The sequence below is a fragment of the Pseudodesulfovibrio indicus genome, assembly GCF_001563225.1.
Lineage (GTDB): Bacteria > Desulfobacterota > Desulfovibrionia > Desulfovibrionales > Desulfovibrionaceae > Pseudodesulfovibrio > Pseudodesulfovibrio indicus.
This window is the reverse complement of record NZ_CP014206.1, coordinates 3,875,242-3,900,449: the sequence shown is the minus strand read 5'-3', so window position 1 is coordinate 3,900,449 and position 25,208 is coordinate 3,875,242. Positions and strand designations below refer to the sequence as shown.

The window sequence follows — 25,208 nt, the reverse complement described above, 5'->3', positions numbered from 1 at the left end:
AACCCATGTCAAAACAGATGAAGAATTTTCTGACCATCGCCGGAATCGTCGTCCTGGCGGCGTTCCTGGCCTTCCTGTACGACTGCGTCGCCGGGCTCTCCGACTTTGTCGGGCGCATCAACCCGGCGCTTGCGCCGTGGGTTTTCTGGGGGCTGCTGGCCCTGGTGGGCGGCTCCATGGCCTGGTGGCTGGCCCTGATCCTGTCCCGGCCCAAGCCGCTGCTGGTCCACGCCGACCCCTCGCCCGAGGAGCTGGCCCGGTTCCGCCAGGAGCTGGTCAAGCGGCTGTCCAGGAACCGCATCCTCAAGGACGCCGGGGTCAACGTGCGCGACGAGTCCGGGCTGGAGCTGGGCTTGACCGTGCTGCGCAAGCGGGCGGACGAGGAGATCCGGAGCACGGCCAAGCGGGTCTTCATTGGTTCGGCCGTGTCCCAGAACGGGCGGCTCGACTCCCTGGTGGTCCTCTTCCTGATCACCCGGCTCGCCTGGCGCATCTCCAAACTCTACTGCCAGCGCCCGCCCTACCGGGAGCTGGTCAACCTGTACGTGAACATCGCCGTGACCTCCTTCCTGGCCGGTTCCATAGAGGAATTCGGCATCGAGGAGTACATCCACGAGCTGATCGGGCCGCTGTTCGCCGGGTCCGCCCTGGGCGCGGTGCCCGGTTCCGAGGCTGTGGCCGGGGTGATCACCACGTCCATCCTGAGCGGCTCCACCAACGCGCTGCTGGCCATGCGCTGCGGCATCGTGGCCCGCAACTACATGAGCCTCGACCTGGACGCGCGCGGGGCCATGCGCCGTTCGGCCACCCTGGAGGCGGCCCGCATGTTCATGTCCATCTCGTCCGAGACCGTGACCCAGGTGACGAAGCTGCTGGTCAAGGGCGCTTCGGCGGCGGTCCGGGGCGGGGCCAGGAAGACGCTCAAGACCATGGGCCGCACCGTGACCGGGGCCGCCGGTTCCGTGGGCAGCGGTGCCCGGACCGTGGGACGCGGGGTCACGGACTCCACCCGCTCGGTGGTGGACGGCGTGGACCGGGCCGTGGACAAGGCCGCCGGTGCCGTGAAGGGCGCGGCGGGCAAGGTCCGCGACGCGGCGCGCAAGGCGTCCGCCCTGGCGGGCAGGGCCGGGGGCGACGTCCGGCGGGTCGCGGGTTCGGCCAAAACCGCCATCCGGTCCACGGGTGGTTCCGTGGAGCGGTCGGTGCGCAAGGTCCGGGACAAGGCGTTGTTCTGGAAGAAGAAATCCGAAGACTAGAGAATGCGGCGCGCGCCGAGGTAATGCTCCGCCCAGAAGGGCGAGTTGAGGCTCGACTCCATGACGTTCTTGCCCGAGCTGGGGGCGTGCACGAAGGTGCCCCTGTCCGTGACCACGCCCACGTGGAGCGACTTGCCGTCCTTGTCCACCTGGTGGAAGACCAGGTCGCCGGGCCGGATGTCGGCGCGCTGCACGGGTTTTCCCGCGTTCAGCTGCTGCCAGGTCATGCGCGGCAGGGTCACCCCGTTCTGAGAGTAGACGTACCAGATGAACCCGGAGCAGTCGAAGCCGGTCCGGGGCGAATAGCCGCCCCATTTGTAGGGGGTGCCGACAAGTGAGCGGGCCAGCCGCACGACCTTCTGCTCGGCCGGGGTGGCGGCGCGCGGCGCGACCACGTCTTCCGGCGGGACCGGAGCGGGGCTTTTGCCCGCGCAGGCGGGGAGCAGGGCAGCGCAGGCCAGCAGGCAGGCGGCAAGAAAGAGCGGGCGGCGGAAGGTGGCGCGTCCGGTCATGCCGCCCCCCAGACTACCGCTTGACCCGCAGGAAGGACTTCACCGAGCGCGCGCCCTTGACGGCCTTGGCGTGGGCTACCGTCCTGGCGCGTTCGGCCTCGGAACCGACGATGCCGAGCAGGACCACGTTGCACTGCACGGTCTTGATCTCGATGTTGGTGGACTTGATGTCCATGTCTCCCACCAGCGCGTTCTTGACCGCGGCGTACAGCTTGAGGTTGTCCGTGGTGCCGCAGGTGTCGTTTTCCTTTTTGGGCAGCAGGTAGGTGGTCACCGAGCGCACGCCCTCGACCGACTTGGCGATCTCCACGGCGCGGTCCACCTGGGCGCGGGACTCGTACTCGCCGGTGATGTAGACCAGCCCCTCGTAGCTGGAGGCGTCGAAGTCGAGATACTTGACGAGATCGTCCGCCAGGAAGTCCTTCTCGATGATGAAGGCGATCTTTTCGTCGGTGGCGTAGTCGCCCACGGTGCGCTCTTCCCTGGCCACGTCGTAGACCGTGCAGCCGCCTGCGGAAAAAGCCAGGCCCAGCAAAAGGAGCATCAGGATCGGAAAGGATAAACGGTGCATGGGACTCCCCCTCGAGTTTCTCTAGATTTTCTCAATATAGCGGGTTTCCCGCCCGGAGGCAACAGCGGGCGGTCCGCCTCCATTGACCGTCGGTTCGTATGCCGATACACCAATATACTCATGGAGGTGTTACGATGAAGTGGAATCGCGCCGGAGCGCTGCTGTTGGCCGTGCTGATCCTCGCGGCTGCGGGGTGCGGCCCCAAGCGGCCCGTGCTCTACCCCAACGAACATCTGGACGCCGTGGGCATGCAGGTGGCTCAGGCGGACATCGACGACTGCATCATGAAGGCAGAGCGGGCCGGGGCCACGGCCACGGACGGAGGCGAGGCCGCCGGCAACGTGGCCCGGTCGGGCGCCATCGGCGCGGCGGCGGGCGCGGTATTCGCAGCCATCATGGGCAACGACGTCGGGCTGGGCGCGGCCGCCACGGGCGGCGCGGCAGCCGCAGGAAGCGCGGTCAACGAGGGGTTCAAGGCCGGGGACCCGGCGGCCATCCACAAGAATTTCGTGGACCGCTGCCTGCGCGAAAAGGGCTACGAAGTCATCGGCTGGAAATAGGAGAGGACCATGAAACGCCTTGTATTGCTGACGCTCATCTTCGTTGCCGTCGCCGCCCTTGCCGGGTGCGCCGCGCACGGGCCCCTGACCGAAACCCGCGACGGCAACGTCCTGACATTCACCCGCGCGGACACGGCCCGGTCCGTGACCGTGACCCTCGCCGAGGACCTGAAATACGACAAGCGCGTGCACCGAGACTTCATGGGCGCGAAGATCGAGGGCGACCTCTACCGCTCTCCGGACAACACCTCGGTGCTGGTCTCCTCCCTGAAGCGCACGGTCTTCCAGGACCTCATCGGGCGCGAGCTCGACGGTCCGGCCTCGGGCGTGCGCATCTACCCGCCCCAGACCTCCTGGCTGCCCCGGCTGTGCCAGCTGGTGCGCGCCTACGTGGTCGCCCTGGACAGCGACGTGGTGGCCGTGGTCAAGTTCGGGAATTATCGCGGGGAGAACGGCGAATGCGCCGGGGACGTGACCCAGGAAGGGTTCATGGCCGCGCGCTTTGACGAGGTCGCGGCCTTTGACAAGGCCGCGGACGAATCCATTCGCATCACCCGCTAGAGAACTCAGTCGAAGAGCAGGGCCAGGGCCGCGCGCAGGGCGTCCTCGTCCGGTGCCCACTTGCCGGTCCAGGCGGGCTTGAGGTTCAACGTCCTGCCGTCCGCCTGCATGGCGTAGCAGTGCAGCCGCATGGAGCCGCGCGACTTGTTGTCCCCGTACTTGCGGTCGCCCACCACCGGGTTGCCGCGCGAGGCGAGCTGCACCCGGATCTGGTGCGTGCGCCCGGTGAGCAGCCGCACGCCCAGCAGCGTCCGGTCCTTTTCCCGAACCAGTGACGTGACCCGCGCCAGGGCGTCCTTGCCCGACCCGGTGCGGACCTTTTCCCGGCCCGGCGCGCCCGATTTCTCCATGGTGTCCCGGAGCAGCGCGCCGTCCGGCTCCGACCACCGCCCGTCCACCCACGCCACATAGACCTTGCCCACCCCGCCCGACGCGAACAGGTCGTTCAGCCTGCGCAGCGCCTCGTAGCTCTTGGCCGCCAGCAGCAGCCCGGAGGTGTCGCGGTCCAGCCGGTGCGCCAGGGTGGGCATGAAGTCCGCGCCCGCGTACTTCGCCTTCAGCCGAGCCGTCACCGAATCGTCCACGCCGTCGCCGCCGTGGGCCGCCAGCCCGGCGGGCTTGGCCACGGCCAGCAGCTCGTCGTCCTCGAAGGCGATGACCAGCCTGCCCGGCTGCTCGCCCAGGCCGAGCGGGACGGACCTGTCCTCGCCCGGCGTGTACGGCGGGATGCGCACGGCCTGTCCCTCGGCCAGCCGGTCGAAAGGCTTCTTGCGGCCCTTGTCCACGCGCACCTGGCCGGTGCGGATCCATTTCTGGATGGCTGATCTGGGCACCTCGCCCGTGAGCCGCCGCTCCAGAAACTGCAACAGCTTCTGGCCGGACTCGGCCCTGGTCACGACAACGGTTTGAGCTTCAGGCATGGTGGGGGGGGCTCCGGCCCCGGGGGAAGGGGGAGAGGGAACCCTTTGAAAAGGGCTTCCCTCTCCCCCTTCCCCCGGACCCCCATCCCCCTCACCCTCCTAAACTTTTTATGTCGCTGCGCGAAAGGAGGGGGGAGCGGGGGGGGGCGGAGAAGGTTGGGGTTACTTTCGGTACCAGCCGCCGTCGGGCTTCTGGAGCCAGGTGCCGGAGGGGGCGGTTTCCGCGATCTGGGCCGCGCGGCGCTGGCCCACCAGGTCCGGGGTGGTGCCGGTCTTCCGGGCGATGGCCTGGTAGACCGTGGCCCGGTCCTGGTTCTCGGCGGCCACCACGTCGGCCTGCTTCTTGGCGCCCCGGAATTCCAGGTATCCCTGGTTGTTCTCGCCCACGGCGCCGTCGGCCAGCAGGGCGGCCACGGCGGGCTTGCGGGCGATCATGCGGTCCTTGAGGGACTGGGCCAGTGCCGAGGTCGCGAACAGGGTCACGGCCAGGGTGACGATGAGGATGAGGGTGGTCTTATTGCGCATTGGTCGCCTCCGGAGTTGCCGGGACTTCGTCGATGTCCGAGAAGAAGTCGTCCAGGGCCCGGTCAACCCGGACGTTCACGTCGATGGTGATGTGGATGGGCTTGACCTCCACCGGGGCCACTTCGACCTTGTGGCTGGTGGAGCAGCCGAAGGTCGTGGCCATCAGGAGGCAGGCCGCCAGAATGATGGTTTGTTTCATGACACGTTTTCTCCCTATTCGATCATCCGTGTGATGTCCTTATACAGCAAAATCCGGTCCAGTGGCACGCTGAAATTCACATCGAGCCTGAGTCCCTGGAAATTCGATCCCTTGACGTCGCCGGTCACGCGCATGAACCCGCCGAATTCCCGCTTGTACACGAAGGGCAGGGTGGAGGCGGGCTTGCCGTCCACGGAGAGCCGCACCAGCAAATCGTCGCCCACGGTGTCCGCCTTGATGCGCACCCACTTGTATTCGAAGTCGCGCACCGCCTCGCGCGCCAGCTCCAGCTGCCCGCGCTGGGGCGTTCCTTCCGGGATGGCGTCCACCAGATCCTGCATGGCGTCCACCTGGATGGTCCCGCCCTCGCCCGGCGTGGAGTGCAAAAATCCGCTGTTGAACGAAATTTTCCCGTTCTTCCAGGTCACGGGCAGCTCCCCGGACAGGGCGGCCGCGCCCCGGGCCTTGGCCAGCCCGAGCTGGGATAGGATTTCCGAAAGCTTCAGCTCGGAGCAGAACAGGGTCACGTTGTATTCGCGCGAGTCCGGGACCACCCGGAACGCCTTGCTCGAAACATGGCCGCCGCACCAGTCGAACCCGGCCTGCTCCACCAGCACGGAACCCATGGACTCCAGCTGGTAGGCCACCTTGCCGTTGGTCAGCACGATCTCGCCCGCCCTGACCTCGGCAAAGGATATCTGCTGGGCCGGTGCGCTGCGCAGGACGAAAAGGTCGGGCGAGGAAAAGGAAGCGTTGATGCCGACGGCGGTCACCGCCCCCTCGGACATGGTCAGGGAGCCGTCCCGGAGCCGCACTCCGGCCCAGCTCTCCACGCCGCGCTCGCCCACGCGCACGCCGCCGTCCGCGCCGAGCATGCCGGTCAGGACCACGCCCTTCAACCCCGGGGACAGGGTGGCCGGGTCGAACCGCCCGGACAGCACGTAGTCGTCGACCTTGAAGGTGATCTCGGTCCTGTTGCTGGTCATGGACGAGACCCCGGAGAAGGGGACCTTCAGGCCGGGCAGCAACTCGGTTCTGAGCGTGCCGCCGTAGGCCAGGTCCGTGCCCTGTTGGCGCACCTGCGCGGTCACGTCGCCCAGCTTGCGCTTGTCCATCTTCAGGCTGGACAGGGATATCTTGCCCGGCGTGTGCGCCCCGGGCGCGGGCCACTTGAGGGGCAGGGTCAGCCGCATGGGACCGGAGGTGAACCCGAACTGAGGCAGCCCGGTGCCGCGCGTGCCGCAGTTCAGGACCACGTCCGCCCGGCCCGGAGCCGCCGTGCCCTGCATGGAAAAGATGAACCCGTCCAGGACGATGACCCGGCCCGGAGCCTGAACCTCCAGCCGGTTCGGGTTGACTGCGGTGAAGGATACGTCCCACAGCCCGTCGCCCGCCTCGCGCCGCGAAGCGTCCAGCCTGCCGCCCATCTCCACCCCGGCACCGGCCAGGGAGAACTGCATGGACAATGCGTCCGCGCTCAGGCTGCCCGCCGGGACGGTCAGGGCCGCAGGATACGGCTCGGCCAGGGCCACCCGGTTCATGGAGAACCGGATTGTGCCCTCGGCCAGCTCGCTCTTGATCTCCACCACCGCGTCTTCGGCCAGCCGCACGCCCAGGGCGCGCAGGTCCGCGCCGGTCAGGGAGACGTCGAACGCGCCCACGGCATTGGCCGGGTCGGACAGATTCACTCGGCCCTCGGCGGCCAGGTCCGCGCTCCCGGCCAGGGGAACGGGCAGCAGGTCGTCGAACGCGCCCAGCCGCACCGCGTCGCCCGCCACCTTCAGGGACAGGTCGTCCAGGGTCGGGCCGACCACGCCGTCCAACCGCAGCCGCTGGTCGCGCGGGCGGACTTCGCCGCTGAATTCGATGGATTCGCCGGGAGTCACCTCGGCGTCGAAGGGGATGGAAACGGCGCGCCCCTCCACCGTGCAGTCCAGCACGGAATCGCGGATCACCACCCGGTCGAAGGGCAGCGGGGGAATCGACTTGACCGCGCCCGCGCCGTCGTTTTCGGAAGATGGCAGCAGGTCCAGCACCGGCAGCCTGAACTCGCCGCCCTCATAGGAACAGGCGAAGCGCAGCCCGTCGAGCCGCACGGAGTTCACCCTTCCCGCCTTGAGCGAGGCCGGGGTGTAGGTCACGTGCACGTTGGCCAGGGTCAACGCCCCCGCGCCGTCCCCCAACCGCACCGGCCCGATGTCCGCCGAAAACAACCCGGCGTCCCGAACCCGAAATTCCTTGAGCTCCAACCCCATGTCCCCCGCCAGCTCCGGCACCAACCGCTCCAGATACCCCGGTGTCCAGACCGTCAGCCACCACCCAGCGCCCAAAACCAGCGCCAGCAGCCACGGCAGGACCATGAAGGACCACCAGAGTATTCTTTTGCCAAGAGAAGCGGACATTTATTCTCTATACAAGCCTCCCGCGCCCCGTGCAAGGAAATGCAAGAAGCCTGCCCTGCCGGGCAGATGCACTGAGTGCAACGTTGGCCCCCCCATCTCCACTCCCAAACTCATTGTCGCCGCCTTCGCGAGGCAGGGTCGCAATCGATTTGTTTTTTTGGAACGCCTTTGAGGCGCAGCCTCAAACAGTGGCTCTCCTCCCCCGAAGTCTCGTCCGAAGGCCCTCTTCTGGAGTGTTTTTGAGGCGCAGCCTCAAACAACGGCTTTCATACCCGGCAATCCCGTTCGAAGGCCCTCTTCCTTCGCCCTTCTTCTCGTCAAGCAGCAGGGAGCGAGCCCTGTTCCGGACGCCTAGAAGCCGACCGCGAAGGGGCGACGGCTCTCTTCTCTTCTCCGCTCTTCTCTTCTCTTCCCGCCTCATCTCAAAAAACAAAAAAGGGCCGACACAGTCCCCCGTGTCGGCCCCGAATCTCAATCCACAATCTCAAAGAACCAATCAAAAAGCGCACCCGGGGCGCACCCCGGCCCCCCCTACGACATCAACCCCGGCAAAAACGTCACCAATCCGGGGAACATCAACAAAATCGCCACGCAAACCACATAGGCGGCCACAAAATACATGACCCCCCTGAACACGTCCGTCATGGATACTTCCGGGGCCATGGAGGCCACGATGAAGGTGTTCACCCCCACGGGCGGGGTGATCGCCCCCAGCGTGGTGACCACGGTGATGAGCACGCCGAACCACAGCGGATCGTACCCCATGGCCGTGACCACCGGGAAGAAGATGGGGATGGTCACCAGGAGCAGGGCCAGGGCGTCCATAACCATGCCGCCGATGACGTAGATCAGGCAGATGACCATGATGATGACCACCGGCGGGATGGGCAGCCCGGCCACCCAGCCCGCGGCCTCGAAGGGCAGCCGGGTGATGGCCAGGAACCGGCCGAAGATGACCGCGCCGAGCATGATGACCATGATCATGCAGGAGATTTTCAGGGAATCGCTGACCGCCAGCCTGAACTTTTCGAAGGTCATCTTGCCGGACAGGGTGGCGATGAGCAGGGCCAGGGCCGCGCCCGCCGCACCCGCTTCGGTGGGCGTGAACAGGCCGAGGAACAGGCCGCCCATGACCAGAATGAACAGGGTGACCATCTCGATGGAGCCGGGCAGGGAGCGCAGCTTTTCGGCAAAGGTGGTCTTCGGTCCCGCCGGACCCCAGTCAGGGTGCTTCTTGCAGAGGTACCAGATGGTGCCGAGGAAGAGCGTGGTCAGCAGGATGCCGGGGAGCATGCCGCCCACGAACAGGCTGGCGATGGACTGGCTGGTCTGCAGCCCGATGATGATCAGCACCACCGAGGGCGGGATGACCACGCCGAGCGTCGCGCCCGCGGCCACCGAGCCGGTGGACAGGCGGGATGACCACGCCGAGCGTCGCGCCCGCGGCCACCGAGCCGGTGGACAGGATGGGGCTGTACTTGAATTTCTTCATCTCCGGCAGGGCCACGGTGGACATGGTCGCGGCCGTGGCCGAGTTGGAGCCGCAGATGGCCGCGAACCCGGCGCAGGCCAGGACCGTGGTCATGGCGATGCCGCCCCGGATCTGGCCCATCCAGGCGTAGGCGGACTTGTAGAGCCGCTCGTTGACCCCGGAGTAGAAGCAGATCTGCCCCATGAGGATGAACAGCGGGATGACGGTCAGCCCGTAGTTGGAGAAGACGCTCCACATCTCGGTGCCGAGCATGCCCGTGGCCGCGTTCCAGTTGAGCACGTAGGCGAAGCCGCCGAAGCCGATGATGCCCATGGCGAAGGCCACGGGGATGCGGAAGAGGAATATGGCGACCAGGAGCAGAAGGGTTCCGGCGATGCCGGCGGTGATCGGATCCATGGTTACGCCGCCTTTTCCGCTGTCAGGACCTTGAGGGCGTCCACCGCCAGCACGAAGGCGAGGGCGATGCACCCTGCCGAGGAGGCGAAGACGAAGGGATGGTAGACGATCTGCAGGGTCTCGGAGACCTCGTTGGTCTGGACCAGGAACTGCGCCCATTTCCAGGTCTCGATGCCCGCCAGCAGGAAGAACCCGCAGGACAGCCCGTTGGTCGCGGTGTCGGCCAGCCTGCGGAACCAGGACGGGAACCGCGCCAGCAGGATGCCCACGGCGATGTGCGCCTTGCGGCGTTGGGCAAAGCCCAGGGAGAAGGCGGCCACCACCGCCGCGCGGCGCGCGCGCCGCAGGCGCGCCTGCCGGGCGCCGCGCGCGCGCGCGCGCGCGGCGCGCGCGCGCGGCCGGCGCGAAGGCGCGCGGCGGGAGCCGGGAGAAGGCGGCCACCACCGCGCCGAGGAAGCCCATCAGCTCGAAGGTGCCCTGCACGGGCATGCCGAAACCGGCGCGCATGACCATGTTGGCGCACGCCAGGAGCATCATGGCGACAAGGAAGAGCCCGGACAGGAATGCCAGGACCTTGGCGACCAGTTCGCTGGCCGCGTCCAGAAATCGTATCATGGGAAACCCGCAGTATGAAAAACGGTCCCGCGTGAGCGCGGGACCGTTCCGTTCATGGTTACTTCGCTTCGTACTTGGCCTTGAGGGCGAGCATGTCGGCCAGGACGGTTTCGGCGTCGATGCCGGCCTTGGCCGCGGCAACCTTCCACTCGTCCACCAGGGGAGTGCCGAGCTCCTTGATCTTGTCGTGCTCGGCGCCGGTCAGCTCGAAGACCTCAACCTGATACTGGTCCTTGGACCACTGCAGGGATTCCTTGATGTGGTTGTCCAGGTACTGGCCGGTCCACTGGGATTGCTCGCGGCCCAGGTCGTCGAGCACCTTCTTGACGTCGTCGGGCAGGGAGTCCCACTTGGCCTTGTTCATGATCACGGCAAAGGGGTAGACGGGCAGGTTGGTGATGGTCTCGTACCGGCAGCTCTCGGCGAAGTTGAAGTCCTTGAGCACGTCGAAGGAGGAGACCAGACCCTTGACCACGCCCTTCTGCAGGGCTTCCGGGGTCTGGGACATGGGCATGCCCACGCCGTGGGCGCCCAGACCGCTCAGGATCTGGAGGATGGTGCCGGAGGCGCGCAGCGGCATGCCGCTCAGGTCGTCCAGGGCCTTGACCGGTTCCTTGCTCATGATCTGGGACGGGGCCGAGGTGAACAGGGTCAGGACCTTGACGTCCTTGAGCTCGGCGGGCTGGTACTTGAGGTACAGGTCCCACATGGTCAGGCTGGCGGCCTCGGTGGTGGTGAACGCCACCGGCAGGTTGACCACGTCCATGAACGGGAACACGCCGGGGTAGTAGGCGGTGGAAATGCAACCGATGTCGGCCTGTCCGGTCTGGACGCCGCGCAGCATGTTCTTGGGCCCGAGCAGGGTGGAGCCGGGGAAGGTCTGGACGGTCAGTTCGCCGTTGGTCCGTTTTTCGACTTCAACCTTCCACCGCTCCATCTGGACGCAGGGGAAGGTCTTGGCCGGCGGGAAGTTGGCGTAGGTCACCATGGTCCCGGCCAGGGCGGTCGCCGCCAGCAGGCCGGTCAGGGCCATGGCCGCGGCCAGCAGGGTCAGCAGTTTTCGCATCACTCTCTCTCCTTGATAATGCGTATATTGTCGGGCGGCCCAGGCCGCCGTCTACTCCAGGTTCAGGTCGTAGGCCAGGACCACGGTCTTGCGGTTGCCGTAGCCGTAACCGGTGAAGGTGTTGACCAGCACGCACAACTGCTTGTTGCCGTCGTTGTTCAGGTCGGCCAGGGCGATGTCGGCCACCTGTCCCTTGATGCGGCGGGTCTTCCAGGCCAGGTTGAGTCCCACCTGGTCGTAGACCAGCGAGTGGATCTCGCCCTGGGTGTAATACTTGTAGTTCTTGAAGACCTGGGCCGTGGCCGAGAGGTCGCGGTTGACGAGCAGCTCATACCGCTTGTCCGAGGTCAGCGGCGCGGTGATGGTCCGGAACGGGATGTTGTAGGTGATGCCGTGTTCCTCGGTGGGGCCGCCGCCCATGCCGACCATCTTGTCCGCGGTCTCGATGACCACGCCGGAGCTGTTGTAGGTCTCGTCGGACTCGTACAGCCGCTCGAAGGTCTGGCTGTAGGTGATCAGCTTGTGGCTGTTGTTGATGACCACGCAGTTGTAGCCCATGCCGTCGGGCAGGTAGGTCAGGTTGTAGACGTTGCCGAAGGCCGGGACCGGGATGGTCTGGCCGGTCTCGATTTCGTCGCCCTTGATGAACGCCTCGTAGACGTGCTTGTCGAACAGGTCGCGCTGGCCTTTCTTCTGGCCCACCAGGATGGGCATGTAGGTGGGCGGGATGCGAAGCACGCCGAGGAAGTAGTCGGCCTTCTTGACCACGTACTTGAACTTGCCGCCCTCGAAGGAAAGGATGCTGGAGCGCGGGAATCCCCTGGGGGCGCGGACGCCGCCCTGGTCCTGGAACTGGTAGGCGCCGACGATGAACTCCGGCAGTCCGTCGCGGTTCAGGTCCGCGACTTCCAGCCGGACGCTCATGACGTTGGCGGGCAGCTCGAAGGTGTTCAGGTGCTGGAGCTTGCCTTCCTTGAAGCGGAAGGCGGAAATGGCGGATTCCTGGAGGATGAAGACTTCGTTGCGGCCGTCGGCGTCGCCGTCGGCGATGAACATGTTGTAGGAGTAGAAGGGCAGGGTCTGGCTTCTCCAGCGGCCGGTGGTCTCGGTGCCGCCCTCGTAGCGGAACTGCGGGTTCAAAGACTGGGTCTGGTATTGCTGTTCGCTGCCCGCCATGATGAACGGGGAGGCGGAGGGCGCGGCCGTTTCGGCCTTGTTGTCCGCCACCTGGGCGTTCTCGGAGGTGCCGTAGCCGGGGCGGTTGAAGACGTCGCCCTGGATGATCTTGCTTTGGGAGTCGAGCCAGGAGGTGATCTCGTCCAGCCCCACTTCACCCTTCTTGGTCCAGGAATTGCCGTCCGCGCTGACCGTGTCGAGCCGGATGTGGGCGGTCCGGTCCAGGACGGCTATGTCGCCGTAGGTGAGGTAGTCCACGCCCAGGCCGCGCAGGGCGTTCAGGGCGCTGCTCTTGTCCTTGGGCATGGGGACGGAGTCCAGGTTCTTGAGGGTCGGCTCCACGCGGCCTATCCACTCCAGGTCGCTCGACAGGCTGGCCTGGATCGCCTTGGCGAAGTATTCGTATTTCTGAGGCCCGTTGTACTCGAAGGGCAGCACCGCGAAGGTCTTTGCTCCCTGGGCCAGGGCCGGGGCGGCCAGGAGCAGGATTGTCGCAAAAACGAGCAGGGCGGTGGTTACGGGTCTTTTATGCATGCATGCCTCCAATAAGGTATGTGTAATCTGAATAAGGTATGTTGGGACGTACGGGTGCGTACGGGATGTCCTTGTACCAGTTTCCGCCCCGGATGCAAAGGGCCAAGAGTGTTGATAAGGTGCGGGATAGCCGCTATTGCTGCCGTGGGCGACCGGCCGCATCCGCAAGGCGCGGGTCGGCTCGAAGCCGCCTTCAGGGAGTGTACATGACTTATATCGGACGCACCTTCCGGCTGGTCTGCGACGAGCGGGCCGTCCCGGTGGTCGAGGGGCTGTTGCGGGCGCAGGGGTTCGAGTTCGGCCCGGAGCCGTTCTACGCATTCGCCCGCAAGCTGATCCATGAGCCTTTCCCCCTTGGTGAAAGCCTGGCCGCGCGCTTCGGCCTCATCTACATCCAGGACCGGTCGTCCATGCTGCCGCCCCTGGCCCTGGCCCCGGAGGAGGGCAGCGCGGTGCTCGACATGTGCTCCGCGCCGGGCAGCAAGACCAGCCTGCTCTCCCGCCTGGTCGGGCCGCAGGGATTCGTGTTCGCGTCCGAGCCGTCCGCCGACAGGCTGGCCACCCTGCGCGCCAACCTGCGCCGCACCGGGTCGGTCAATACGGCCACGGCCAAGGCCATGGCCCAGGACCTGCCCTTCGACGACGGGGCCTGGGAGCGCATCCAGCTCGACCCGCCGTGCAGCGGCTGGGGGACCGTGGACAAGAATCCCAAGGTCATGGAGGTCTGGTCCGGGTCCAAGACGGCCCCGCTGGTGGCCTTGCAAAAGACGCTCCTGGCCCGCGCGGCTGACATGCTCGCCCCGGGCGGCGTGGTCCTCTATTCCACCTGCACCACCAACATCGAGGAGAACGAGGACCAGGTGGCCTGGGCCATGGAGACGCTTGATCTCGACCTGGAGCCGCTCGCCGAGCCGGAGGGGTTCGTGTTCGCCCCGCCGCTCAAGGACGGCATGGACGGCATCCTGCGCGTGGCCGACGACTCCGAGGGCCAGGGGTTCTTCCTCGCCCGGTTCGTGAAGCGGGGCGGCGGGAGCGCAACGGCGGTGCGCGGTGCGCAAAAACGGGACCTCCCCGGCACCCGGCTGAACCTTTCGAAGATGGTCGGCGGCGACGGGCTGGACCTCTCCGGGCTGCCCCCGGGCGAGGTCTACGACTTCGGCGGCAAGGCGTTCTTCCTGTACGAGCGAGCCCTGGACCTGATCCCCGGCGCGGTGCGCTGGCAGGGGTTCCCGCTGGGCAAGGTGGCGGGCCGCGCCGAGCGCGCCAAGTTCACGCCCGGCCCCCTGGCCCGCGTCCTGCTGCCCGGCGACCCGTCCCGCGCCACCTGCGACGTGTTCGACGCGGACGACACGGCGGTGCTGGAGCGGCTCCTGGCGGGCCAGAGCGTCCCGTTCCGGTCCGGCAAGGGGCCTGTGGGCCTCTATTATCGCGGCCTGCCCGTGGGCTGGCTGGCCCGCAAGGGAAGCCGCCTCCTGTGGTCGGCGAAATAGTTAATTGATTTCAGCCGGTTGCATACTGTAATTTTTTTGTCGAAAAGCGTTGACAAAAGAAGGGCGTATGGGCAGTATGCCCTTCGCTGAACGCGGATGGGGCTTAGGCCAACAGTGCGCAGGGACAACCGAAATAGGGTTGACAAGCACGGAAAGCCAAGCTAAACACACTCTTCCTGCGGGCGCGTAGCTCAGCTGGGAGAGCATCGGCCTTACAAGCCGAGGGTCACAGGTTCGAGCCCTGTCGCGCCCACCACAGTTGGTATAAAGGGGAGCTTAACACCCTTTATTATATAAGCGGAGCCGTAGTTAAGTTGGTTATAACGCCGGCCTGTCACGCCGGAGGCCGAGGGTTCGAGTCCCTTCGGCTCCGCCACTAAAGAACAAGGACATCAACGAAAGTTGGTGTCCTTTTTCAGTTTTCTAGTCCGACAAACATCGGGCACATCCATAGAGCATATGCCGTTTGTTTTAGGTGGTAATAACAACGGGTTGTGTGTCCTGCTTTTTGGTGGCTTCCGAATGGAGGTCTTATCGTACGGTTTAATTTGGGAAGTCTGTGTGTCAGCCTGTAGGCTTTTGATCACCGCTTCTTAAGTGGGATGTGAAGCTTCACATCGCTCTCTTTGGTTGTGTCTATCGGCCAATCAAGTACTTTTTTAGCTTTTGCAATGAGGTCTTGTGTTCTGTAAAACACTGTTGGAATTTTTCTATGCCAATCTCCGTGTTTAGTGTCGAACCCTTGGAGGTGATATTCATAGTCAGTGATAACATCTCTGGCACTTTCAGTGCATTCCATGATAAATGGGATAAGCTCTTGGAATTCATCTTCAACAAAGAAAATATATTTTTCACAGATAGCAGATGCGAGTTTGCAATATCTAATGATGTAGTCATCTATCTTTATAAGTCTGGCTTCGCCACTTCTTGTCAGCGAAAATATGTTCATATCGAATTCAGCTCCAGATTTGATGATGTCCATTTTGTTTGATATATTTCTTCCGGAGCAGCCTTCAAACCCATTTTTTAAGTTTAAAACACGACCTATCTCTTGGCATGAGAAAACGATTGTGCAAAGAAGTCTTTTTGCAAGTTCTTGTCTGTTTTTTCTTTTTGTATGCAGGGGCCTTGCAACGTACACATAATAAAAAATATAAGACACGAAGTACCCAGATGATAATATGAATAACAGATCATCTACTTCAATTGCGCCAGGGAAAAATTCTTCTTGATTGCTCCAAACAATATGAAGAACTACATACACTATTGCTGCAAGGAGTATGATGAATCTAAATATTTTCATGATTTTTATCTGGTATGTATTAATCATCCTTGGTCATTTGATGGTAATGATAACCGCATAATCCATTAAATTCTTGTTCATCGAGAGATAGGTCTTCACCACAAACAGAGCACTCGCGATAAGAACGAGATTCTTCGCACATAAAACAAATGTCCTCTTCAAATATGTATGCTTTACGTTGGCAGTTTGGGCAGGCTCCTAATACTGGATCATCACCATCTTTGGCAGCTACATAATTGTCTGCCCAGAAAGCGTCTTCAATCGCCGATTCTAGTACTCCACCCAGTGTGAATTCGTGATTTTCTTGATCGCAGACTAAGATCATATCCGTGCGGTATGCACCTGTTTCATTTGTTCGAACTAAAGGAGAATTGCACTCAGGGCACCGTAATCGTGATAAAATTTTTGTAAAAGAACAATATTTCCACTCAATGTCATTCAAGCTTTCTAGACATCTCTTCCTAGCATCCTGAAAGACATCATTATTCTCCAGGAGCACTTTCCAATACTCCTCGCCAAGAATCTCGGCTGGTCTCTTTACAAGATAGTGACAGATGAAGTCATTGATTAGTGCAAACGCATGCGAAAAGATTTCCTTTTTTATGGCATTTATACTCTTGTCTGAGTAGTAGTGTTCTATGTCATTCCTAAGTGTTTGTAGTTTTTCAAACCTATCCCAATCAACTTTGATATTTAGCCTGTTGAAATTTCTTCTGATACCATTAACATCTACAGTTCGCTTTCCAGATCCTATGAAGTTGATCTCTCCATCTTTGGAAAGGTTCGGGACGATTTCTCGTTTGACTAATATGTCATTACTGTTTTTGGGAGACATGTTTGAAAGCTGGTGCTTGTATAGAAGTAGGATGCCCGCATAGATGTTTCTCACCGCGGAGCGGTGCCTCTTCTCATCTGCGTTTTCAAAGTCTTCTACACCGATTTGAATCGATTCTGTAGCATTTTTTAAAAGTAATGGCACAACAAAATGTCTCCTGGTGGGTTTGTATACAAGCTACACTGAAACAAGTTTAACATGTTCATTGATTAATTTTTTGATTTCATCAAATGCCGCTTCTTTTGTGTCATAGAAATCATGTGGTGATAACATTCCCTTTTTGTCGCCCAAGGATATGAATCTCTGGATAGTATAAACTTGTTCACCCTTTGCGAATGCCCCCCAATCTTTATCTATAGAATCTTGAAAGACCACGATTGTCCATCCGCAGTAATGCGCTAAATGGTTATTCATTCCTGTGCCTACAGTCGCTGTAAGGGGGTACAATTTGTCCTCTTCCCACTCGAACGAATAGTCTTTGAATTCAAGATCCTTTTGCTGGAGTTTTAGGTCGTTGATAGTCTCCTTTGAGTGAAATGATATGCAGCCGTGAGAAAGAAGAGCTCCATCATTTACGAATTCAAGTGGAAGCTCTTCAACAGGGTCATAGGTGTGTAGTGATATCTCTTCGCTGAAAAATTGGTCTGGATCGATTGGCCTTTCCGCAAACGGATTAAGAAAAATGTGTAATCCATCTAAGAGAGTCTCATGGTATTCTTCTCCGAGGCCGACGATAGAATACGGAGTATCCCACGCCCCCTGTTGGAACCTCGTTGCATGAAAAAGTGTTGTCGGATGATTTGCGCTATCTAAAGCTTTTGCCTTAGTTGTCGTAGCCGTATTGCTAAAAATGATAGCACTTATTTCTTTCATCTTGTCATTGGTGAAAAATCCAAGATCAATTATTTGGTCATTATGCTTAACGACCTTTTCAATATGTTCCTCGCCAACGACTCTAACTTTCCCGGTGTCTTCATCTTTGATGTATAGTGGGGCGCTGAATTTGTAGAGAACACGCCTGATTGCATTGTCAGCCTGTTCAAAGAAGAGGGGTTGCTCAAAAGGGGCTACACATAGAATAAAAGGGTTATTCTTAACGTGATCGAGTTTAGCGTAGCTATTTAAAAATTTTTTGTGTTTAGAAAAAATTGCGTTTGCAAGTCGGATCGTTGATAGATTGATAATTTGGAACCACATGTCCGCAGTGATTTTGGGTATGGGCCCTTTTTCCCATTCGGGTGCTGCTCCATCTGGGTGATTCGATATGGTTGCTTCAACTGCATAGGTTCGGCCCCCTTTATCTAGCAAAAAATCTGGCCTGTCGTATGAGTAGTCGATGTTAAAACCCAACGTATTAAACGATGCATTGAGGTAGAATTCCCAGAACGAGGAATTGAAAGTAGACTGAAATTCTTGGATTATCTTCCCGTCACGGTCAACAAACCCCTCTGTCCAGCTTGAAATGGTATTTCGTGCATACCTATTCGACTCTGCCCTCAGCACTTTGAAATTGGGATGTAATTTGTCTTCGGGGATGATTGGAGTGAAGATGTCTAACATTTCGTCCCTCTTGAATGCATGACTTCGCTAGTCCGCGAAAGATTGTTTAATTTGTTGTTGCATAATTGCTTCATACGCCTTTCCCTCTATCCAGGTGTTCCACTCTGGGTGAGTTTCTATCCATTCCTTTGCTTCCTTTTGTGCGTCTAAGATTTCATCATCAGTCAACTCGTGTTCAATTTTATCCCGTCTTAGCGCTGAAAATTCCTGATCTACAACAGTAGATATGGTAAACCATTTCAAAGCGGATTTTTTGTTGGGTGGGATACCAGGATAACCTATTGAATATATCTGAGCTATAGATATTAAAGCCTGGGGAATACATGCTGATGCGGCCTTAATTGTTTCGAATCCCAACATGTAGTCTTTTGCAACACCGCGTCCTGTAAACAGCATGCACCCAACATGGTACATAGCGATAGGATTGTTCTTCACAACCTGTATATGCAAATTAAATGCAGACACATAATCTTGTTCAATCATGGCTTTCATCGCAGATTGAAACTGTAGGCTGGGCTTTATTTCCTCTTCCCATACTTTTCTGTTTATTTCGATTACGTCTTTTACCGCCTGGGTTAGAATATCCTTCCAAGACATGGGTCACATCCTTTTCGTGTTTAATCTTGCAACTCAGAGTGGCATGATTGTTGGGCCTTTTCGCTTGGTCTATATCTCCTTCTGGTAATGTTTTCCAACCTAAAAGGAAGGCCAGGGATTTCGCCCCGGCCTTGTTTTTTAGCGGCTATTTTATAGGCGCAGCCTAGAAGGTCCCATCGATCTGTTCGAGCGCGTTGTCGAGCCCAAGCTCGTGCAGATAGCGGGCCGTCGTGTTCGGGTTCTTGTGGCGCAGGATTCGCTGTATCAGCGAGACCGGGTGCCCCGCGTGAAACAGTTCCATGGCCGCGAGGTGGCGGATGCCGTGGTAGCGGCAGGTTTTTCTCTGCCTTTTCCGGAGGCCGAGGGTTCGAGTCCCTTCGGCTCCGCCACTAAAGAACAAGGACATCAACGCAAGTTGGTGTCCTTTTTCTTTTATCTCGTCCAAACACGGATCGGACACACCCATCGGATATATTCTCGTTTTGTCCCGCCATCGCGACTGGTTGGGTGATCCCGCTCCTGCGGCCTCCAGTTGATTGCCGGTGCCTTGCTGAATGTGGGGCGGAGGGGTATTGTGTCAAACTAGACATAAGTCTCGTCGGCTATACGCGGGATCGTCCTTCAACGTATCGTACCGCCAGATGTCGTTTAAGCTGCATACCGCACTGTAAATCCTGTCATTGTATTCGGTAGGATATCGGTGTCGTTGTTCGGTGCGAGGAGGCGGAAGCGGCGCCGTGCGGCTTTGGTGAGTTCTCGGCCTTCCTCGGCACGGCACGGACAACGAAGACCGGCCAGCGCGCGTGGTTTTCCCTGAGCGGCTCGCTGGCGGAAACAGGGCAAGGCGGACTTGACCCGCTTGGCATACGGAGTTGACCATGGATACGACCATTGCTGATTTGATGCGATTCAATGATTTCCTGGATTCATCGGTGGACCCGAATACCCTGGATGAGGAGTTCATTACGGCGAGGCAAGTCGAGCTGGAGTCCATATCCAGGAATTCCGATGTTGACTCCTTTCCTTTCCTTGCCTTGAGTTATGCGAAATTGATGGAGTTGACCCTCTTTCTGGCCGGAAGGTATTCCGACAACTGCCGGATCGCGGATTTCGGGGACCTTGTGGTCAACCCCAGGCACATGGACGTGTGCATCTTGAATACCGGACTGATAAAAGATGCCTACGGCATAACGGACGGCATTCCGCTCTGGTTCAAGAGACACGTGCGCGAGAGCGTCGGCAGCCGATATGCCGAAGACCTGGGAAGAATGGTTGTCGACCCGTCCCTACTCTCCCGATTCGTTGATGAAGGGCTCCTGCTGGCAACGGTCAAGAAGGAAAGACACGAGCGATTGAGCGATCAGTTCCGAAGCTGCATACAGGGTGATCCCCGGCCGACCTTTTTCAAAGACGAGGATGTCGCTTCCCTCCCACGGCAAAACGTGGTCGGCTGCGGCGGTGGAAGGGGCGAGAGTCACGATGTCGCCTCCTGGCTTGCCGAGAACACCGTCTTGAATATGGTTACCGGCACCTTGAAGTCCGATCTCATGGACGTGTTGCGGGACGCCGCATCGGATGACTACCTGAAATCGATTGATGCCAGATTTGAGAAGGCTTTCAATTCGTTGCACTATGTGAGCGTGGGAAGGAAAACCTTCGTTAATTTCCCTTATGATGACGAGGTCAGAACGGCGGAGTGGGACGAGATCAATCGCACCCTGTGCCACTTTACCCTCGAAGGATATGGCGTGATTCAGGGGGAATTGGACAAGAGCCTTTCCGAGCCATGGTCCAGAAGCCGTTTCCTGAACGGGTCGTTGTACGACATGCCGAGGACGCAGGACGCGGGCCGGGCGCAACTGGCCGGAAGCGCTGTGTAAAGTATCAATCTCTCCGCTGCCGAGGAAACAGCCCGTTGATTCGATCAACGGGCTTTTTCTTTGGCTTTTCCCCGTCGATCAAAGTCGTTCTTGCTCCCTTCTCCGCCTTTATCAACTCCCCGGCCTATTTGAAGTCCTCCGGCGAGAGGCCGTATTTGTGCAGCATGTTCTGCACGGCCACGCGGGAGAGGCCGGAGAGGCGGGCGGTTTGGGAGACGTTGCCCGAGGACCGGGACAGGGCTTCGCGGACGTAGTCGAGGGTGAAGGCGTCCAGGACCTGGGCCTTGGCGTCCTTGAACGGGGGGAGATCGCCGTCCTGGGAGAGAACGGCCCGGCTTTCGCAGTGCAGGGCGGAATCCGAATGGTGGACGGCGTCGAAGACCGCGAGCTTGCGCATGGCGTTCTGGAGCTCGCGCACGTTGCCGGGCCAGGGTTGGGACGACAGATCGGCCAGGGCGGCGGGGCTGACGTACTTGTCCTGCAACCCCAGCTCGGTGCACGCCTTGAGCAGGAAATAACGGGCCAGGAGCGGGATGTCGCCCTTGCGCTCCCGGAGCGGGGGCAGGTGCAGGGTGAGCACGTTGAGGCGGTGGTACAGGTCTTCGCGGAAGGTCCTGTCGGCGATGCGCGCGACGAGGTCCTGGTTGGTGGAGGCGATGATCCGGACGTCCACCTTGCGGGAGGTGTCCGAGCCCACCGGGCGGATCTCCCCTTCCTGGAGCACGCGCAGCAGCTTGGCCTGGGTCTCCAGGGGGATGTCGCCGATCTCGTCAAGCAGGATGGTGCCCGTGTGCGCCTTGGCGAACAGCCCTTCGCGCTTTTGTTCCGCGCCGCTGAACGCGCCCTTGACGTGGCCGAAGAGTTCGCTTTCGAGCAGGTTTTCCGGGATGGCGGTGCAGTTGAGGGTGACGAAGGGGTGGTCCGCCCTGGGACTCAGCTCCCTGACCATGGAGGCCACCAGCTCCTTGCCGGTGCCCGATTCGCCGAGGATGAGCACGTTGTAGTCGGTCTGGGCCACGGCCTGGATGGACTGCTTGAGGCGCTGCATGGCCGGGCTTTCGCCGATAAGCTTGTCCTTCCGGCGCTCCAGCAGGTCGCGCAGCCGCCGGTTTTCGTCGAGCAGCATGCTCCGCTCCAGCCCCTTGTCCACCACCCGGAACAGGACCTCCGGCTCGATGGGCTTGGTCAGGAAGTCGTAGGCCCCGAGCTTCAGGGTGTCGACCGCGGTCTCGATGGAGCCGTGGGCCGTGAGCATCACCGCCGACAGGGCGGGGTTCCTGGCCAGGGCCTCGCGAAGCAGGGCCAGCCCGCCCATTCCCGGCATCTGGAGATCCGTGATCATCAGGCTGACGGGCGCGCTCTCCAGCAGCTCCAGGGCGCGTTTGCCGGATTCGGCCAGGAGCACCCGGACGTGGTCGAACTCGCCTTCGATGAGGCGCTTGAGACCGCTGGCGAAATCCGTCTGATCGTCCACCACCAGCACCTGCACGGTTTCCGGTTGACTCATGCTTCCGCCTCCCTTCGCAAGGGGAACCGCAGGGTGAACTGCGCCCCGCCGGTCGATTGGTTGCTCGCCATGACGCTCCCTCCCAGCTCGCTCATGAAGCCGAAGACGATGGACAGCCCGAGCCCCGATCCCTTGTTGACCTCCTTGGTGGAGTAGAAGGGGTCGAAGATGAACTTGCTGTTTTCCTCGGCGATGCCGGGGCCGTTGTCGCTCACCGTGACCACCACCTCTTCGGCCAGCTCGTCGTGGGAGGTCCGGATGTCGATCCTGCCTCCCTCCTCGGGCACGGCGTCCAGGGCGTTGATGATCAGGTTGACCAGGATGTGTTCCAGGGCCTGGGCGTCCACCGGCACCGGGGGAATGTCCCCGGCGGAGTCGGCGGCGATGACCGCGCCCTGGTTCTCGGCCTGGACCCGGAAGACGGTCACCAGCGAGGCGATCACGGCGTCGAGGTCCACGCCCTCGTCGGTCCCGGCCTTGGGCCGGGCGAAGTTCAGCAGGTTCTTGAGCACGTACTGCGCCTGCCGCGTGTGCTTGACGATGACGTCCACGTCCGCCCTGGACTGGCCCTCGGGCAGCCCCTTCTTGATGAGCTTGGCGTAGCACAGGATGACGCCGAGCGGGTTGTTGATCTCGTGGGCCAGGCCGGAGGCGAGCTTGCCCACGGTGGCCAGCTTTTCGGCCTGGGTCATGTGGGCCAGCATCTGCTTCTGCTGGGTGGTCTCCTGGACGTAGACCGCGGCCTGGCTGCGGCGGGTACCGCCGGATTCCGCCACCGGGTAGATGGACAGGGCGAAGGACCGTCCGCTGGGCAGGGATATCTCCCTGGAGATGACCTCGTTGAAATTGAGCGACTTGGAGATGTCGCAGTCGCCGCGATCGTTCGCGTCCGCGCACAGCAGGCCGATGAGGTCGCCGTTTTGGATCATGCCGCCGGACAGGTCCAGGGCGAGCCGCCGGGCCGCCTCGTTGGCCACCACGGGTTTGCCGGATTCGTCCACCAGCAGGAGCGGCTTGGTGATGCCCTCGAAGATGGCGTGCATGTTCGCGTTGTTCCGGACGATGGAATCCAGGGCCATGATGTTGTCCGCGGCGATGCCCAGCTGGCGGCCCAGGGCCTGGAAGACCTCGTGGTCCTGCTCGGCAAAGGTCCGGCCGGGCTTGTGGTACAGGCAGAGCAGCCCCTCGGCGTTGCCCACCGAGGATTCCACCGGGATGAACGCGCGGTCTTCCTCGATGAGCGCCCTGGACTCCGTGAGCAGGTCGATCCAGTTGCCCGGGAGATCGGGCGGCACGTCGGACTGCGGCCACGAGTAGTGGCGCTTGGAGTAGTAGGTGCAGACGTACACGGCCCGGTCCAGGTCGAACCGCTCGACGATGTCGGGCAGGGTGGCCGCCCACAGCTCTCCCCTGGAGCCGCTGCGGCTGGACCCGGCCAGCAGGCGGACGAAGAGCCGGACGTCCGCGGACCGGGCCTCGGCCTGGCTGGCCAGCTTTTCCGTCCGCTCCCTGACCATGTCCTCCAGGTCGTTGGCGTAGTGCTGCAACTGTTCGCGCGTCTCGTAGAGATAGTCGCCCAGCTTCTCGATGCCGTTGACCATCTGCCCGATCTCGTCTCCCTTTTCCAGCTCGCGCACCAGTTCGATTCCCTTGTCGTCGCTGAAGTTGCGCTTGAAGCTGGCGGTCAGGAGACGGATGTTGTTGGCCACGATGCGCTTGAAGATGATGTTCGTGGTCCCCAGGTAGATGAGGGCCGCGATGGCGAAGACCATGAGATAGCTCATGATGGTGGTCTGCAGGTGCGCCACCGATGCGGAGACCGGCAGGCTGACGAGGTCCACGCCGCCGATGGAGTCCTCGGCATGGGCGAACCCCCGGTCGCCGTAGAGGGCGATCAGCTCCTGCGGCGCGTCCTCGGGCTTTCCGTGGCAGTGCAGGCAGCTCTTGGCGAAGACCACCGGGCGGGCCATGACGAAGTGCTCGACCCCGTCCCTGTCGGTGTATCCCTGCCAGAGCTTTTGGTCCGGGTGGGCGCGGAAGAAGGCCACCAGGTCCCGTTCCCGCTGGTCGGCCTCGAACTTGGGGTTGCGCGCGCCGATGGCCACCCGCCGGTAGATGTGGCTGGTGGGGCTGTTGTCCGCGGTCCCGTCCATGATGTTGCGGGTGATGAAGGACGAGGACATGGCCTCGATGATGAAGGTGTCGTTGAGGGTCTCGTACATCCGGGGCCGGAGGATGCGGCGGACGTACTGCTGGACCGCGTCCACCTGGGCCAGGACCATGGCCGCCTTGTCGTTGACCTCGCGCTCGAGGACCTGGCGCATGTTGTAGGAAAAACCGGCGAACAACAGGCCGCCGATGGCCACGGAGGCCAGGATCAGGCCGACCAGGAATCGGCTCTGGAGTGAGTAGGGTCTGGGGAGTTTCATCGGCGTCCAGTATCGGGAATGGAAACCGCTTCCGTCAAGCTATCCTTGACGGCGGTTTCTTTCCGGTCGTAAGGTCTGCATAGGGCGGAAAAGGCCAACCCGCCCGGGGAGAGCCGGTATGGGAAATCTCATGCTGTTCGGAGCGGCCCTGTTCGTGGGGTTTGCCACGGCGGACATGTTCGTCCGTTCGTGGACCGGCCTGCTGCGCACCGTCGCCCTGGTGGTGCTCTTCCTTCGCGGGCGGATCTCCGGGGAAACCCTGTTCCTCCGGCTGAACACGACCGTGACCATGACCCTCCTGTGCGGCCTGACCCTGGCCGCCGTGTTCCTGTTCTATTACCGTTTCTACGGCCTGGGCCGGTCCGAGCTGGAGCAGATCGGCTATTTCCTGACGGCCACGGGCCGCACGGCGGTCTACATCATGGGGCTGGAGCGGCGCATCACCGCCATGTTCGACCCCGGCGATCTCGGCTGAGCCCCGGCCCCGCAACACGTTATTGGCCCGCAGCGTGGCCCTTGGGCATCGGTCCCGGCCCGGTGGGCATGTATTCCATGGTGGAGCGGGCGTTGTGGTCGGCGTGGCCCACCAGCTCCAGGTCGGTGTAGTAGAATTTCCCGGTTTGGATGTCTTCCCTGACGATGAAGTCCCCGAGGGTCTTGAAATCCTGGGAGGCGTTCACCAGCATGGGGCCCGCCACATAGGCGAAGACCCAGATGACGGAGCAGATTGAGGCCAGTGCGAGAAGGCGCTGGAACAGGGGACGGTTTTCCATGCCGTTATCTCCTTGGAGAGGGGAGGCCGATCGGCCTCCCCTCCCGGTT

General features: G+C 61.3%; 23 protein-coding genes, 2 tRNA genes and 1 pseudogene. 8 read left to right on the top strand and 18 right to left on the bottom strand.

The features are described 5' to 3' along the window. Positions 1-5: 5 nt before the first annotated feature. Complete coding sequence (locus AWY79_RS17730) at positions 6-1,256, top strand: DUF697 domain-containing protein (protein WP_066806778.1); 1,251 nt, start codon at positions 6-8, stop codon at positions 1,254-1,256. Here the strand turns inward: AWY79_RS17730 and AWY79_RS17725 are convergent. Together AWY79_RS17725 and AWY79_RS17720 are read right to left on the bottom strand one after the other, a co-directional pair. Beyond that, complete coding sequence (locus tag AWY79_RS17725; RefSeq protein ID WP_066806776.1) at positions 1,253-1,768, bottom strand: C40 family peptidase; 516 nt, start codon at positions 1,766-1,768, stop codon at positions 1,253-1,255. The two genes, AWY79_RS17730 and AWY79_RS17725, sit on opposite strands and share 4 nt — an antisense overlap. A 13-nt stretch (positions 1,769-1,781) precedes the next feature. Further along, positions 1,782-2,339, bottom strand: a complete 558-nt coding sequence (locus AWY79_RS17720; RefSeq protein ID WP_066806774.1) for a BON domain-containing protein — start codon at positions 2,337-2,339, stop codon at positions 1,782-1,784. Between the two features lie 134 nt (positions 2,340-2,473). Here AWY79_RS17720 and AWY79_RS17715 point away from each other — a divergent pair, with 134 nt between their 5' ends. Together AWY79_RS17715 and AWY79_RS17710 are read left to right on the top strand one after the other, a co-directional pair. Continuing rightward, positions 2,474-2,899: a hypothetical protein gene (locus tag AWY79_RS17715; RefSeq protein ID WP_078063858.1), complete on the top strand. Its 426-nt coding sequence runs from the start codon at positions 2,474-2,476 to the stop codon at positions 2,897-2,899. Between the two features lie 9 nt (positions 2,900-2,908). After that, positions 2,909-3,460 (top strand): hypothetical protein, encoded by a 552-nt coding sequence (locus AWY79_RS17710; protein ID WP_066806770.1) that lies wholly within the window; start codon positions 2,909-2,911, stop codon positions 3,458-3,460. Between the two features lie 5 nt (positions 3,461-3,465). On the opposite strand, the gene AWY79_RS17705 is transcribed toward AWY79_RS17710, so the two are convergent. From AWY79_RS17705 to AWY79_RS17670, 8 genes and pseudogenes are all read right to left on the bottom strand, one after another. Continuing rightward, entirely contained in the window at positions 3,466-4,380 is a 915-nt protein-coding gene (locus tag AWY79_RS17705; RefSeq protein WP_066806768.1) for a pseudouridine synthase, read from the bottom strand. A 162-nt stretch (positions 4,381-4,542) separates the two neighbouring features. After that, on the bottom strand, positions 4,543-4,905 hold the full coding sequence (locus AWY79_RS17700) for a YdbL family probable chaperone protein (protein WP_066806766.1): 363 nt from the start codon (positions 4,903-4,905) through the stop codon (positions 4,543-4,545). Beyond that, a complete protein-coding gene (locus tag AWY79_RS17695) occupies positions 4,895-5,104 on the bottom strand; it encodes a hypothetical protein (protein ID WP_066806764.1) in 210 nt (69 codons plus the stop codon). Before AWY79_RS17695 ends, AWY79_RS17700 begins: the two co-directional genes overlap by 11 nt. A 14-nt stretch (positions 5,105-5,118) precedes the next feature. Next, positions 5,119-7,506 (bottom strand): intermembrane phospholipid transport protein YdbH family protein, encoded by a 2,388-nt coding sequence (locus AWY79_RS17690; protein WP_099093220.1) that lies wholly within the window; start codon positions 7,504-7,506, stop codon positions 5,119-5,121. A 531-nt stretch (positions 7,507-8,037) separates the two neighbouring features. After that, a pseudogene (locus tag AWY79_RS17685) lies at positions 8,038-9,394 on the bottom strand (TRAP transporter large permease). Positions 9,395-9,396: 2 nt separating this feature from the next. After that, a complete protein-coding gene (locus tag AWY79_RS17680; RefSeq protein WP_233490956.1) occupies positions 9,397-9,714 on the bottom strand; it encodes a TRAP transporter small permease in 318 nt (105 codons plus the stop codon). Positions 9,715-10,067: 353 nt separating this feature from the next. After that, positions 10,068-11,075, bottom strand: coding sequence for a TRAP transporter substrate-binding protein (locus AWY79_RS17675; protein WP_066806759.1), 1,008 nt, complete (start codon positions 11,073-11,075; stop codon positions 10,068-10,070). Positions 11,076-11,126: 51 nt separating this feature from the next. Continuing rightward, a complete protein-coding gene (locus tag AWY79_RS17670) occupies positions 11,127-12,785 on the bottom strand; it encodes an FG-GAP repeat domain-containing protein (RefSeq protein ID WP_066806757.1) in 1,659 nt (552 codons plus the stop codon). A gap of 206 nt (positions 12,786-12,991) precedes the next feature. Between AWY79_RS17670 and AWY79_RS17665 the strand changes: the two genes are divergently transcribed. From AWY79_RS17665 to AWY79_RS17655, 3 genes are all read left to right on the top strand, one after another. Continuing rightward, a complete protein-coding gene (locus AWY79_RS17665) occupies positions 12,992-14,275 on the top strand; it encodes an NOL1/NOP2/SUN domain family protein (RefSeq protein ID WP_066806756.1) in 1,284 nt (427 codons plus the stop codon). Positions 14,276-14,455: 180 nt separating this feature from the next. Next, positions 14,456-14,531 (top strand) — tRNA-Val (locus AWY79_RS17660). Between the two features lie 43 nt (positions 14,532-14,574). Beyond that, positions 14,575-14,651 (top strand) — tRNA-Asp (locus AWY79_RS17655). 207 nt (positions 14,652-14,858) lie between these two features. Here the strand turns inward: AWY79_RS17655 and AWY79_RS18910 are convergent. From AWY79_RS18910 to AWY79_RS17635, 5 genes are all read right to left on the bottom strand, one after another. Next, a complete protein-coding gene (locus AWY79_RS18910) occupies positions 14,859-15,605 on the bottom strand; it encodes a hypothetical protein (RefSeq protein ID WP_158509910.1) in 747 nt (248 codons plus the stop codon). After that, positions 15,598-16,557 (bottom strand): hypothetical protein, encoded by a 960-nt coding sequence (locus tag AWY79_RS18905; protein ID WP_133987392.1) that lies wholly within the window; start codon positions 16,555-16,557, stop codon positions 15,598-15,600. The genes AWY79_RS18910 and AWY79_RS18905 overlap by 8 nt, the downstream gene beginning before the upstream one ends. Before the next feature lie 33 nt (positions 16,558-16,590). Next, positions 16,591-17,973 carry a hypothetical protein gene (locus AWY79_RS17645; RefSeq protein ID WP_066806752.1) on the bottom strand — a complete coding sequence of 461 codons (1,383 nt, stop codon included), beginning with the start codon at positions 17,971-17,973 and terminating at the stop codon, positions 16,591-16,593. A 27-nt stretch (positions 17,974-18,000) separates the two neighbouring features. Next, positions 18,001-18,570 (bottom strand): tetratricopeptide repeat protein, encoded by a 570-nt coding sequence (locus AWY79_RS17640; protein WP_066806750.1) that lies wholly within the window; start codon positions 18,568-18,570, stop codon positions 18,001-18,003. A gap of 163 nt (positions 18,571-18,733) precedes the next feature. Continuing rightward, positions 18,734-19,036: a tyrosine-type recombinase/integrase gene (locus AWY79_RS17635; RefSeq protein ID WP_066806746.1), complete on the bottom strand. Its 303-nt coding sequence runs from the start codon at positions 19,034-19,036 to the stop codon at positions 18,734-18,736. 412 nt (positions 19,037-19,448) lie between these two features. Between AWY79_RS17635 and AWY79_RS17630 the strand changes: the two genes are divergently transcribed. Beyond that, on the top strand, positions 19,449-20,450 hold the full coding sequence (locus AWY79_RS17630) for a hypothetical protein (protein WP_066806744.1): 1,002 nt from the start codon (positions 19,449-19,451) through the stop codon (positions 20,448-20,450). A gap of 124 nt (positions 20,451-20,574) precedes the next feature. Here the strand turns inward: AWY79_RS17630 and AWY79_RS17625 are convergent, their stop codons facing one another. Then, on the bottom strand, positions 20,575-21,957 hold the full coding sequence (locus AWY79_RS17625; RefSeq protein ID WP_066806742.1) for a sigma-54-dependent transcriptional regulator: 1,383 nt from the start codon (positions 21,955-21,957) through the stop codon (positions 20,575-20,577). Further along, positions 21,954-24,386, bottom strand: a complete 2,433-nt coding sequence (locus AWY79_RS17620) for a c-type heme family protein (protein ID WP_066806741.1) — start codon at positions 24,384-24,386, stop codon at positions 21,954-21,956. The genes AWY79_RS17625 and AWY79_RS17620 overlap by 4 nt, the downstream gene beginning before the upstream one ends. Before the next feature lie 118 nt (positions 24,387-24,504). Between AWY79_RS17620 and AWY79_RS17615 the strand changes: the two genes are divergently transcribed. Continuing rightward, a complete protein-coding gene (locus AWY79_RS17615) occupies positions 24,505-24,861 on the top strand; it encodes a hypothetical protein (protein ID WP_066806740.1) in 357 nt (118 codons plus the stop codon). 19 nt (positions 24,862-24,880) lie between these two features. On the opposite strand, the gene AWY79_RS17610 is transcribed toward AWY79_RS17615, so the two are convergent. Further along, positions 24,881-25,159 (bottom strand): hypothetical protein, encoded by a 279-nt coding sequence (locus AWY79_RS17610; protein WP_066806739.1) that lies wholly within the window; start codon positions 25,157-25,159, stop codon positions 24,881-24,883. Between the last annotated feature and the right edge of the window lie 49 nt (positions 25,160-25,208).